Source organism: Agreia sp. Leaf244 (genome assembly GCF_001422695.1).
GTDB lineage: Bacteria > Actinomycetota > Actinomycetes > Actinomycetales > Microbacteriaceae > Agreia.
The window spans coordinates 212465-224701 of the sequence record NZ_LMLX01000001.1 but is presented as its reverse complement, the minus strand read 5'-3'; the positions used below and the strand labels follow the sequence as shown (position 1 = coordinate 224701).

General features: G+C 67.4%; 11 protein-coding genes. 10 read left to right on the top strand and 1 reads right to left on the bottom strand.

What is annotated here, in order from left to right:
• The first annotated feature begins 23 nt into the window (after positions 1-23).
• From ASF06_RS01055 to menC, 8 genes are all read left to right on the top strand, one after another.
• On the top strand, positions 24-1034 hold the full coding sequence (locus ASF06_RS01055) for a LacI family DNA-binding transcriptional regulator (RefSeq protein ID WP_055942255.1): 1011 nt from the start codon (positions 24-26) through the stop codon (positions 1032-1034).
• Between the two features lie 125 nt (positions 1035-1159).
• Positions 1160-1312, top strand: coding sequence for a hypothetical protein (locus tag ASF06_RS19925; protein WP_157439029.1), 153 nt, complete (start codon positions 1160-1162; stop codon positions 1310-1312).
• 71 nt (positions 1313-1383) lie between these two features.
• Entirely contained in the window at positions 1384-2748 is a 1365-nt protein-coding gene (locus tag ASF06_RS01050; RefSeq protein WP_055923991.1) for an ABC transporter substrate-binding protein, read from the top strand.
• A gap of 99 nt (positions 2749-2847) precedes the next feature.
• Positions 2848-3768 (top strand): carbohydrate ABC transporter permease, encoded by a 921-nt coding sequence (locus ASF06_RS01045; RefSeq protein WP_055942252.1) that lies wholly within the window; start codon positions 2848-2850, stop codon positions 3766-3768.
• Positions 3765-4646, top strand: coding sequence for a carbohydrate ABC transporter permease (locus ASF06_RS01040; protein WP_055923985.1), 882 nt, complete (start codon positions 3765-3767; stop codon positions 4644-4646). The genes ASF06_RS01045 and ASF06_RS01040 overlap by 4 nt, the downstream gene beginning before the upstream one ends.
• A gap of 56 nt (positions 4647-4702) precedes the next feature.
• A complete protein-coding gene (gene arfA, locus ASF06_RS01035) occupies positions 4703-6214 on the top strand; it encodes an arabinosylfuranosidase ArfA (RefSeq protein WP_055942249.1) in 1512 nt (503 codons plus the stop codon).
• 9 nt (positions 6215-6223) lie between these two features.
• Entirely contained in the window at positions 6224-7510 is a 1287-nt protein-coding gene (locus tag ASF06_RS01030; protein WP_055942246.1) for a saccharopine dehydrogenase family protein, read from the top strand.
• Positions 7507-8616 carry an o-succinylbenzoate synthase gene (gene menC / locus ASF06_RS01025; RefSeq protein WP_055942243.1) on the top strand — a complete coding sequence of 370 codons (1110 nt, stop codon included), beginning with the start codon at positions 7507-7509 and terminating at the stop codon, positions 8614-8616. Before ASF06_RS01030 ends, menC begins: the two co-directional genes overlap by 4 nt.
• Positions 8617-8709: 93 nt before the next feature.
• Here menC and ASF06_RS01020 read toward each other — a convergent pair whose 3' ends face one another.
• Entirely contained in the window at positions 8710-9627 is a 918-nt protein-coding gene (locus tag ASF06_RS01020) for a hypothetical protein (protein WP_157439028.1), read from the bottom strand.
• Between the two features lie 154 nt (positions 9628-9781).
• Here ASF06_RS01020 and ASF06_RS01015 point away from each other — a divergent pair, with 154 nt between their 5' ends.
• Positions 9782-11638 carry a helicase HerA-like domain-containing protein gene (locus ASF06_RS01015; protein ID WP_055942236.1) on the top strand — a complete coding sequence of 619 codons (1857 nt, stop codon included), beginning with the start codon at positions 9782-9784 and terminating at the stop codon, positions 11636-11638.
• Complete coding sequence (locus tag ASF06_RS01010; RefSeq protein WP_055942234.1) at positions 11638-12228, top strand: GNAT family N-acetyltransferase; 591 nt, start codon at positions 11638-11640, stop codon at positions 12226-12228. The genes ASF06_RS01015 and ASF06_RS01010 overlap by 1 nt, the downstream gene beginning before the upstream one ends.
• Positions 12229-12237 lie beyond the last annotated feature (9 nt).

The following is a 12237-nucleotide window of genomic DNA, read 5'->3' as shown; positions in this document are numbered from 1 at the left end:
CTGCAACGTTGTAGTCTCAAGCCGTGGCCATTACCCTGCACGATGTCGCCCGGCTGGCCGGCGTGTCGATCAAGACCGTCTCGAACGTCATCAACGACTATCCGCACATCAGGCCGGCCACCCGCACCAAGGTCGAGTCCGCCATCTCCGAGTTGGGCTACCAGCCCAACCTCTCGGCCCGCAGCCTGCGTTCCGGGCGCTCCGGCGTGATCAGCCTGCTCATCCCCGACCTGCGCAACGCCTACTTCGCCGAACTCGCCGACGCGGTCATGCGTGCGGCCCAGGCGAAGGGGCTCTCGGTGATCATCGAGCAGATGCCCGGGGGCAAGAAAGAGGAGCTCGAGATCCTGCGCGGACCCCGCATGCAGCTCGTCGACGGCATCCTCTACAGCGTTCTCGCCCTCGGCGAGGAGGACGCGCACGAGCTCGACAGCCGCATGCCGATGGTGCTGCTCGGCGACCGCATCTTCCACGGGCCGAAGGATCACGTGACCATGCAGAACACGGCGGGCGCGAAGGCCGCCACCGAGCACCTGCTCTCGCTCGGCAGGCGGCGGATCGCCGCCCTCGGCTCGCATCCCGGCGAGGTGGTCGGATCCGCAGGCCTCAGGCTCGAGGGGTACCGACAGGCCCTCGACGAGGCCGGGGTCGCCTACGACCCGTCGCTCGTGATCAGCGTTCTCACCTGGCATCGCAAGGACGGCGCCGATGCGATGCGGTCCTACCTCGCGAAGAACGTGCCCTTCGACGGCCTCGTCGGCTTCAACGACTCGATGACGCTCGGGGCGATGCGGGTGATGCAGGAGGCGGGGCTGCGCATTCCCGACGATGTCGCGGTCATCGGATTCGACGACTTGGACGAGACGCGCTATTCGATCCCCTCGCTCTCGACGATCGATCCCTCGAAGGATCAGATCGCCGAGACCGCCGTCGACCTGCTTCTCGAACGCATCGAGAATCCCGGCGCGGATGTTCCGGCGCGGGATCTCGCGACCGAATTCCGTGTGGTGCAACGGGAGTCGAGCGCGCGCTGAGTGCCGCCTGAGCGCCGCGTGGACGGCGTTCATATCGATTGCGCACTCGTCGCGATCTTCGTCTTGACAGGGGTGCCGAGGCAGTGCAGAATCGCTTTTACAACGTTTACTTTACAACGTTGTAAATGACAAGAATTCGATTTCACGCCTTGTGGGCGAAGTCGATTGCCCGAATCAAGGAGGATTCGCTGATGGTCATAGGCCGCTACCCGCGGGCAGGCGTCATCGCCGAACTCTCCCACCCCTCTCCCGCCTCGGCGCACGCACCGCTGCGCTAGGGAGACGACGCACCCCCACCCGAACTCGCGACAGCATCGTCGCGGTTCTTTCCTCGAAGGGAACCATCACAGTGAAGACCAAATCACTTCTGGCCGTGGTGAGCGCTGGCGCTCTCCTGGTCACTCTCGCCGGCTGCTCGCCCGATGTCAGCGCAGGAGGCAGCACCGACTCCGCAGGCGGTGACGCAGGCTCGTGCAGCAACACCATCGTCAACAAAGACGCCCCCCAGGTGTCGGTCTGGGCGTGGTACCCGAACATCAACACGGTCGTGGACATGTTCAACAAATCGCACGACGACGTGCAGGTCTGCTGGTCGAACGCCGGTCAGGGCGCAGACGAATACGCCAAGTTCTCCACCGCGATCGCGGCGGGAACGGGTGCCCCCGACGTGGTCATGCTCGAGGCCGAGGTCGTTCCCGGGTTCATCCTGCAGGACGCTCTCGTCGACCTCAGCGAGCACGGCGCCGACGACGTGAAGGCCAACTTCAGCGCCGGTGCGTGGAAAGACGTCTCCAGCGGCGACTCCGTCTACGCCATCCCGGTCGACGGCGGCCCGATGGCCATGATCTACCGCGCCGACATCTTCGCGAAGTACGGCATCGCCGTGCCGACGACGTGGGACGAATACGCCGCTGCGGGGCAGCAGCTCAAAGACGCGGGCGGCCCGTTCATGGGCGACTTCGGCAGCAACGTACCCGCCTGGTTCACGGCTCTGATGACGCAGAACGGCCAGAAGGCCTGGGACTACGAGTCGGCCGACCCGCAGAACATCGGCGTCGAACTGAACGACAGCGGCTCGAAGAAGGTCGCCGACTACTGGGCAGACCTGGTCAAGAAGGGCATCGTCGACACGCAGGACCAGTTCAACACCGACTACATCGGCGGCCTGGCCAACGGCTCCTACGCCACCTACGTCTCCGCGGCGTGGGCTCCCGGATACCTGACCGGAGCCGGAGCCTCGACCGAGGGAGACGGCGCAGACTGGAAGGCGGCCCCGCTTCCCCAGTGGGATCCCGCCAACCCCGTCTCCGTGAACTGGGGCGGATCCACGTTCGCCGTCACCACGCAGGCCAAGGACAAGGATCTGGCGGCGACCGTCGCCAAGGAGCTGTACGCATCCGACGAGGAACTGCAGGACGGCGTCGACACCCAGACGATCTTCCCGCTCAACCAGAAGATTTTGGCCTCCGACGCGTTCGCCGACACGCCCGTCAAGTTCTTCGGCGGCCAGACGGCCAACAAAGAGGTCTACATCCCCGCCGAGAACGCGTACGAGGGCTACACCTACAGCCCGTTCACCACGTACTACTACTCGGAGCTCACAAAGGCGATGGTCTCGATCATCGATGGGTCGAAGTCGGGTTCCGATGCTCTCGACGACCTGCAGGGCACGATGACCGACTACGCCAAGGCGCAGGGCTTCACGGTCAAGTAGCACGTCTTTCCCCTTCGACAGGCTCAGGGAGCGACACCGTTCCCTGAGCCCGTCGATGGGCCCCCCCACTCTTTCCTCACAGTCGATCGAAGGACTGACATGACACACCCCGCCGCCGTGCTGAGAGCACCCTCCCGGCGCCGCAACCTGCGTCGCCCCTGGATAGGCTGGCTCTTCATCGCTCCGTTCGGAGCGATCTTCCTCGTCTTCCTCGTGGCGCCCCTGGCCTACGCGTTCTATCTCAGCCTCTTCTCCAAAGGCCTCGCCACCGGCACGATCTTCGCCGGCGCCGGCAACTACATCAAGGCGTTCACCGACCCGGAGTTCCTCTCGGGCATCTGGTTCGTCATCCGCTTCGCGGTCATCCTCATCCCCATCCAGATGGCGGTATCGCTCGCGGCGGCGCTCGTGCTCGACGCGCTCACCACGAGGCTGTCGCGCTTCGCCCGGCTGGCCATCTTCGTGCCCTACGCCATCCCGGCCGTCGTCGGCACGCTCATGTGGGGCTTCCTCTACAGCCCGACCTTCGGGCCGCTCACCGACCTCTTCACGGTGGTCAATCAGAGCGCACCCGAGATCCTGAGTTCGGGAAACATCTTCGGCGGGCTGCTCAACATCGTCGTCTGGCAGTGGGCCGGCTACTACATGATCATCATCTACGCGGCGCTCCGCGGAATCGACCCCTCGATCTACGAGGCCGCACGGATCGACGGCGCGACGCCGCGACAGATCGCCCTGCGAATCAAGGTGCCGATGATCTCGAGCGCGATGGCCCTGATCCTCGTCTTCGCCCTCATCGGCACGCTGCAGTTCTTCACGGAGCCGCAGGTGCTGAGGCCGATCTCGAACGGCTCGATCACCTCGAGCTTCACGCCCAACATCTACGCGTTCGATCTCGCCTTCCGGTTCTCGCAGTTCAACTACGCGTCGACCATCTCGTTCTCGCTCGGCATCGTGGTCTTCATCGCGGTGTACATCTTCTTATTCGCCAGCCGCAAGCGCCGGGGAGGCCTCTCATGACGACGATCACGAGCCCGATCAAGGTCAGGAAGAAGCCGAACGTCGCGGCGCACGTCTTCCTCGTCATCCTCATCGTGTACTTCCTGCTGCCCCTGTGGTGGCTGTTCGTCGCCAGCACGAAAGACCCGCAGGGCCTGTTCACGGGCACGGGAGGTGCGCTCTGGTTCGACAAGAACTTCAATCTGCTGGCGAATATCCAGGAGCTCGTCACCTACAAGGGCGGCCTCTACTTCCGCTGGCTCGGCAACTCCGCGCTGTACTCCCTGCTCGGCGGCGTCGGCGCCACCGTGCTCGCGGTGCTCGCGGGCTACGGCTTCGCCAAGTTCGCCTTCAAGGGTCGCGACTTCTCGTTCGCGATCCTGCTCGGCTCGGTCATGGTGCCGCTCACCGCGCTCGTCATTCCGACGTTCATGCTCATGTCGCAGCTGCACCTCACGAACACGATCTGGGCGGTCATCCTGCCGTCGCTGCTCAGCCCGTTCGGCGTCTACCTCATGCGGGTCTACGCGGCCGACGCCGTTCCCGACGAGCTGCTCGACGCGGCCCGCGTCGACGGCTCGGGCGAACTGCGCACGTTCTTCACCGTCGCGCTGCCGCTCATGCGCCCCGCTGTCGTCACGGTGCTGCTCCTCTCCGTGGTCGGAACGTGGAACAACTACTTCCTGCCGCTCGCCGTGCTCAGCGACCAGAACCTCTATCCCGTGACCGTCGGTCTGGGCGGCTGGCAGGCGCTCGCGGCCTCGAACAACGGCGGCGGAACCTCGCTCTACACGCTCATCGTCGTCGGGTCGCTCATCTCGATCATCCCGCTCGTCATCGCATTCCTCTCGCTGCAGAAGTACTGGCAGGGCGGCCTCTCGCTCGGCGCCCTCAAGTAGTCCCGCTCGCGAAGCACCACTCACCTCACTCACCCCTGAAAAACCAGGAGACACCCATGGTCACCGCACGCCTCACCCTCGACCCCCACTTCGCCGTCGGGGCGATCAATCGCCGCATCTTCGGCTCGTTCGTCGAGCACCTCGGACGCTGCGTCTACGACGGCATCTACGAGCCGGGGCACCCCACGGCCGATGCCGAAGGTTTCCGGGGCGACGTCATCGACCTCGTCAAGGAGCTCGGAACCACCACCATCCGCTACCCCGGCGGCAACTTCGTTTCGGGCTTCAAATGGGAGGACAGCGTCGGCCCGCGGGAGGACCGCCCGCGGAGGCTCGACCTGGCCTGGCACTCCACCGAGACGAACGAGATCGGGCTGCACGAGTTCTCGTCTTGGCTCACGAAGGTCGACAGTGAGCTGATGCTCGCGATCAACCTGGGCACCCGCGGTGTCGAGGAGGCGCTCGACCTCGTCGAGTACACGAACATCCGCTCCGGCTCGACGCTCAGCGACCTGCGCATCGCCAACGGCCAGGTCGACCCGTTCGGCGTCACCATGTGGTGCCTCGGCAACGAGATGGATGGCCCGTGGCAGCTCGGTCATCGCAGTGCGGAGGACTACGGCAAGATCGCGAGCCAGACAGCGAAGGCCCTGCGCCAGCTCGACGAGCGGGTGGAACTCGTGGTCTGCGGATCGTCGAGCGCGCAGATGCCCACCTTCGGATCGTGGGAGCGCACCGTGCTGCAGCACACCTATGAAGACGTGGACTACATCTCGTGCCACGCCTACTACGAGGAGCGCGGGGGAGACCTCACGAGCTTCCTCGCCTCGGGCGTCAACATGGACCACTTCATCGAGTCCGTCGTCGCGACGGCCGACAGCGTGAAGGCCGAGCTGCGGTCGTCGAAGCAGATCAACATCTCGTTCGACGAGTGGAACGTCTGGTACATCGAGCGCTACCAGACGGTCGATCGCATCACCGACGTCGAGGAGTGGCCCGTCGCCCCGCGCCTGCTCGAAGACGTCTACTCCGTCGCCGACGCCGTGGTCTTCGGCAGCCTGCTCATCTCGCTGCTGAAGCACGCCGATCGAGTGCAGTCGGCCTCGCTCGCCCAGCTCGTGAACGTGATCGCGCCGATCATGACGGAACCGGGCGGCGACTCGTGGCGCCAGACCACCTTCTTCCCCTTCTCCGTCACCTCGCGCCTCGCCCGGGGCACGGTGCTCGAGGTCAAGCTCGAGAGCGACACGCACGACACGAAGGACTACGGAACGGTCGCGACGGTCGACGCCGTCGCCACCTTCGACGCCGAGACGGGAACCGCCGCGGTCTTCCTGGTGAACCGCAGCGAGACCGAGGAGGCGACCGTGACCATCGACGTCGCGGGCCTGGGCGCTCTGGGCATCCTCGAGGCCTCGACGCTCGCCGACGCCGACGTCTACGCGGCGAACACGCTCGCCGATCAGAACCGAGTCGGCCTCACCCCCAACACGAGCGCGAGCGTCGTCGACGGCGTCGTCACGATCACCCTGCCGGCGGTCTCGTGGAGCGCGGTGAGCCTGGGGTAGCGTTCACCCATGAGAATCCTCCTGGTCGGCGCCGGCGGCGTCGGCGATGCCATTGCCAAGATCGCAGCGCGGCGGTCGTTCTACGAGCAGATCGTCGTCACCGACTACGACATCTCGAGGGCGCAGCGCACCGTCGACTGGATCGCCTCGAAACACGGCAGCGAGGTCGCCGGCCGTTTCTCGGTCGACGCGATCGACGCATCCGACCCCGACAGCGTCGCCGACGTCGCCAGGCGACACGGCGCCACCCACGTGATGAACGCGGTCGAGCCCAAGTTCGTGCCCACGATCTTCGCGGGCGCGCTCGCCGCGGGCGCCGACTATCTCGACATGGCGATGAGCCTGTCGGAGCCGCACCCCACCGACCCGCACTCCGAGACAGGCGTGAAGCTCGGAGACGACCAGTTCGCGCAGGCCGCCGACTGGGAGACCGCGGGCCGCCTGGCTCTCGTGGGCATGGGGGTGGAGCCCGGGCTCAGCGACGTGTTCGCACGCTACGCCGCCGATCACCTCTTCTCAGAGATCGACGAGCTCGGCACCCGCGACGGCGCCAACCTCGTGGTGCGCGACGAGGCAGGCAACGAGATCTTCGCCCCGTCGTTCTCGATCTGGACGACCATCGAGGAGTGCCTCAACCCTCCGGTCGTCTGGGAGAAGGATCGCGGCTGGTTCACCACCCCGCCGTTCTCGGAGCCCGAGGTCTTCACCTTCCCCGAGGGCATCGGCGACGTCGAGTGCGTCAACGTCGAGCACGAGGAGGTGCTGCTGATGCCGCGCTGGGTCGACGCCAAGCGGGTCACGTTCAAGTACGGCCTCGGCAACGAGTTCATCGGAATCCTCAAGACGCTGCACCAGTTGGGGCTCGACTCGACCGTACCCGTGAGGGTGCGCTCGGCGAACGGCCCCGTCGAGGTCGCGCCGCGCGACGTGGTCGCCGCAGGCCTCCCCGATCCGGCAACCCTCGGACCCCGCATGTCGGGCAAGACCTGCGCGGGCCTGTGGGTCACGGGCACGGGCGTCGACGGCCGGCCTCGCGAGGTCTACCTCTATCACGTCAGCGACAACGAATGGACGATGCGCGAGTACGAGGCCCAGTGCGTGGTCTGGCAGACCGCCCTGAACCCCGTGATCGCGCTCGAGCTGCTCAGCACGGGCGCCTGGTCGGGCGTCGGCGTGCTCGGCCCGGAGGCCTTCGACGCGAGCGCCTTCCTCGACCTGATGAAGGCGCCGGAGTCCGAGGGCGGCTACGGCCAGGCCTGGGGTCTCGAAGACCGGCTCGTTCCGCTCGTCTCGTGAAGATCGCGCGGATCAGCCTGCATCGCCTCGCGATGCCCCTGGTCAGGCCGTTCGAGACCAGCTTCGGCACCCAGACCGAGCGTGACGTGCTGCTCGTGCACGTCGTCACCTCAGACGGCGTCGAGGGCTGGGGCGAGTGCGTGGCGGGGGCAGACCCCGTGTACTCGAGCGAGTACGTCTCCGGCTGCGAGCACGTCATCGAGCACTACCTCGCGCCCGCCGTGTTGGCCGCGCCCGACATCACGGCCGAAACACTGGATGCGCGACTGCGCTTCGTGGTCGGCCACCGCATGGCGAAGGCCGCCGTCGAGGCGGCCGTTCTGGATGCCCAGCTGCGCGCATCCGGGCTCTCGTTCGGGCGGTACCTCGGCGCCGCACGCGACGAGGTCGACTGCGGGGTCTCGGTGGGCATCGCCCCGAGCATCGACGAGCTGCTCGACGAGGTCTCCGGGTATGTCGCAGAGGGGTATCGGCGCATCAAGCTGAAGATCAAGCCCGGCTGGGATCTCGAGCCCGTCGGTGCGGTGCGCGCGCTGCTCGGCGACGAGGCCCTGCTGCAGGTCGACGCCAACACCGCCTACACCCTCGACGACATCGATCACCTGCGCGAGCTCGACGCGTTCGGGCTGCTCCTCATCGAGCAGCCCTTCGTCGAGGAGGACATCGCCGGCCACGCCGTGCTCGCCGCGGCCATCGACACCCCGGTGTGCCTCGACGAGTCCATCACGTCGGCCGCCGTCGCGAGCGATGCGATCGATCGCGATGCGACATCCATCGTCAATGTGAAGCCCGGACGGGTCGGCGGATACCTGGAGTCCGTGCGCATCCACGACGTGTGCCTCGCACGCGACGTTCCCGTGTGGTGCGGGGGCATGCTCGAGACCGGGCTGGGCAGAGCGACGAACGTGGCGCTCGCGGCGCTTCCGGGATTCACCCTGCCCGGCGACACCTCGGCCTCGAAGCGCTACTACGCAGACGATCTGACCGAGCCGTTCGAGCTGGTCGACGGACGCCTTCGTGTTCCCACGGGCCCGGGAACGGGCGTCACCGTGCGCACCGAGCTCGTGGCCGAGTGGGCGACCCGGCCCCCGCTGCTGCTGCGCTGAGCGCGCCGCCCGCCCCCCCGGCTCCGCGCGACGTCGAGTTGCACGAATCTGCCCGCTCGACCGCCTCCGATGCGGCGGATTCGGGCAACCCGGCTACGACCGGGCCCGAATCGAGGCCGCCAGGTCGGCGATGAACTCGTCGGGCGCCGTGAGGTCGTCGGCCGTGTAGCGCTTTGCATCCCAGCCGATCGTCTTCAGCTTTCTGAATCGGGCGATGTCGCGGCGCCACTGCTTCTTGTCGGTGCGGTGGTGGTCACCCTCGTAGTCCATCGAGATCTTCAGAGCGGGGTATGCGAGATCGACGCGCGCCACGAACACGCCCCGATCGTCGTATACCTCGTAGTTGGTGACGGGCGTGGGCAGCCCCGCCAGAATGATGATCACTCGCTGCCACGATTCCATCGGTGATTCGCTGCCGTCGTCGAGCATCGGAAGTGCCCTGGCGAGAAGCCTGGCACCCCGCCCGGAACCGTGGTTGGTGACGGCGAGAGCGAGACGGGCGAGGTCTGTCCGGGGGAGGGAGCGGTGGATGAGACGGTCGCCGATCGCGACCAGCGGCGCAAGGGGGAGAACCGCAGCCAGATCGCACCAGGTGCGTTCGGGCGTTGTCACCCCGAAGCCGAACCGGGCATCGACATCACCGGGTGACAGAGTGGCTTGATGCCCGACCACTCCGTGGCGGTGAGGCGCGCGCCGGCCGCGAGGCACCGTCACGTGCAGAGATGAGTTCTGCAACTCGGTCGGCAGGGGCAGGCGGTGCAGGGCCGCAGCGGTCGCATGACTGAAGGCCGCCTCGGGAGGAAGGGTCTGTGCCAGAGCGCGGCACCTCTCCTCGAACACCATCGCGGGCGGAAGTCCGTCTTCCCACCCGGCGCGGAGGCGTAGGCCGTGGAACGGCGTCGTCAGGTCGCGGGCGCGGAGGCGCTTCTCCGTGACACCGTTCGCTCGCGCCTCGGCCACCGTGAACGCGCGGGCAGGGAAGACAATTCGCTTGGGAGGGACCGGACTCACCCGCTCACTATGCCCACAATCGTGAATGCTCACAGAAGTTGTCCACAGCGTCGCCGAGTTGCCCGAATCTGCCGCGTTGTCGCCCGGGAAGGCGGCGAAACGAGGCAAGTCGACTCGTCGATCGGAGTGCGGGCTTCGTCGGTAGAGTCTGTGTATGACGAACGACGACGGTTCTGTTCAGGATGCTGCTGCCGCACTCGCGCAGGCGAAGGCCGCGGCGGCCGCGGCGCAGGCTGCCGCGGATGCGGCCGAGGCGGCGCTCGCCGCGGCGACACGGCGAGCCGCTGAGGCGCAGGCCGCTGCAGCGCCGGTCGATCCGGAGCCCGTCGTACCCACGCAGCCCATCGCATCCACGCAGCCCGTCGCGCCCGCGCAGCCCATCGCATCCGGGCCTCTGAGCCCGGCGGCGGTCGACGCGGTGCGGGCGGGCTACGACTTCGCGGGCGAGGCCCTGCAGATGGGGGCGCTCGTCAACGGCGAGGCGCTCGCCGACGTGCAGGTGCGCATCCCGCTCGGCATGGTCGCGAGGCACGGCCTCGTGGCCGGAGCGACCGGAACGGGCAAGACGAAGACGCTCCAGGGGCTCGCCGAACAGCTCTCCGCCGCGGGCGTGCCCGTCTTCGCGGCCGACATCAAGGGCGACCTGTCGGGCATCGCCACACCCGGCGCATCGAGCGACAAGCTCACCGAGCGCACCCGCGGCATCGGCCAGGACTGGAAGCCCACCGCCTTCCCCACCGAGTACTTCACCCTCGGCGGCCTCGGCACCGGAGTGCCGATCCGGGCGACGATCACCAGTTTCGGGCCTCTGCTGCTGTCGAAGGTGCTCGGCCTCAACGAGACGCAGGAGTCGAGCCTCGGGCTGGTGTTCCACTACGCCGACGCGCAGGGTCTGCCGCTCGTCGACCTCGCCGACCTGCGTTCGGTTCTGAGCTACCTGCAGAGCGACGAGGGCAAGGGCGAGCTGAAAGATCTGGGCGGCCTCGCACCCGCCACCGTCGGAGTGATCCTGCGCGAGCTCATCACGTTCTCCGACCAGGGCGCCGATGTCTTCTTCGGGGAGCCCGAGATCGACACGGCCGACTTCCTGCGGCTCGCATCCGACGGTCGCGGCATCGTCAGCCTCCTCGAGGTTCCGGGGGTGCAGGACAAGCCGGCGCTGTTCTCCACCTTCCTCATGTGGCTGCTCGCCGATCTCATGAACGACCTCCCCGAGGTCGGAGACATCGACAAGCCGAAGCTGGTGTTCTTCTTCGACGAGGCGCACCTGCTCTTCGCGAACGCCTCGAAGGACTTCCTGTCGGCCATCACGCAGACGGTGCGCCTCATCCGCTCGAAGGGCGTGGGCATCTTCTTCGTGACGCAGACCCCGAAGGATGTTCCGGGCGATGTGCTCGCCCAGCTCGGTTCGCGCGTGCAGCACCAGCTGAGGGCCCATACCCCCGACGACGCCAAGGCGCTGCGGCAGACCGTGCAGACGTATCCGGTCAGCGAATACGACCTCGGCGAGGTGCTGCAGAGCCTGGCCATCGGCGAGGCGATCGTCACGGTGATGAACGAGAAGGGTGCGCCCACTCCGGTGGCGTGGACGCGCATGCGCGCCCCGCAGGGTTCGATGGATCCCACGCCGGCGGCCGACATGCAGGCCACCGTGCAGGCGTCGCCGCTGCTCGCGCGCTACGGCACCGCCGTCGACCCCGACTCGGCGAAGGAGATGCTGGCCCGTCGCCTCGACGCCGCATCCGCCGCCGCCGCTCGGGCCGAGGCCGAGACGGCAGCCGCGGTGCAGGCCGCCAAGACCGAGAAGGAGCGACTGGCCGCGCAGAAGAAACTCGACGCCGAGTACGACCGGGTGACCCGGCAGGCTCAGCCTCGCCGCACCACGACGAGGTCGTCGTCGACCCGCCGATCGTCGAAGACGCCGATGGAGCAGGTGCTCGGATCGCCCGTCACGAAGACCATCCTCACCGAGGTCATGCGCGGCATCTTCGGCAACGCGCGCCGACGCTGATGGCCGAACCGAGCATCCGGCCGTTTCGTGAGGGCGACGAGTCGCACGTCTACGATGTCTGCGTGCGCACCGGTCAGGGCGACCCCGCGATCCTCGCGGATGTGTATGCGGCGCCGTACCTCCGTTTCGACCCGGCTCTCGCGTTCGTCGTCGATACGGGCGAGCGGGTCGCGGGCTACATCCTCGGCACCGCCGACACGCGCGAATTCGTTCGCCGGTACCGTGCCGAGTGGCTGCCCGGTTTCGTCGCGCGTCACGCGGTGCCCGCCGAAGTGCCCACCGACGCACCCGACGACGGCCCTCACGGGGTGCTCGCGGCCGGGCTGCGCCCCGAGCGGATGCTCGTGCCCGGGGTCGACGAGTATCCCGCCCACCTTCACATCGACCTGCTTCCCGAGCTGCAGAGGCGGGGCCTCGGCCGGATGCTCATCGAGACCCTCGCAGACGCGCTGCGGGCCCGCGGTGTGCGGGGTCTGCACCTCGTCGCCGATCCGTCGAACACGTCGGCGATCGCGTTCTACTCCCGCCTCGGCTTCGTCGCACTGCCGGCCGAGCCCGAGGTCGGTGCGCTGATGGGCATGACACTCTAGGATCGCCAC

Bases quoted from the DNA above. Each gene is read 5' to 3' on its own strand.
- ASF06_RS01015 (WP_055942236.1), top strand. From the start codon at position 9,782: ATGACGAACGACGACGGTTCTGTTCAGGATGCTGCTGCCGCACTCGCG.
- ASF06_RS01040 (WP_055923985.1), top strand. From the start codon at position 3,765: ATGACGACGATCACGAGCCCGATCAAGGTCAGGAAGAAGCCGAACGTC.
- ASF06_RS01045 (WP_055942252.1), top strand. From the start codon at position 2,848: ATGACACACCCCGCCGCCGTGCTGAGAGCACCCTCCCGGCGCCGCAAC.
- ASF06_RS01030 (WP_055942246.1), top strand. From the start codon at position 6,224: ATGAGAATCCTCCTGGTCGGCGCCGGCGGCGTCGGCGATGCCATTGCC.
- arfA (WP_055942249.1), top strand. From the start codon at position 4,703: ATGGTCACCGCACGCCTCACCCTCGACCCCCACTTCGCCGTCGGGGCG.
- ASF06_RS19925 (WP_157439029.1), top strand. From the start codon at position 1,160: ATGACAAGAATTCGATTTCACGCCTTGTGGGCGAAGTCGATTGCCCGA.
- ASF06_RS01010 (WP_055942234.1), top strand. From the start codon at position 11,638: ATGGCCGAACCGAGCATCCGGCCGTTTCGTGAGGGCGACGAGTCGCAC.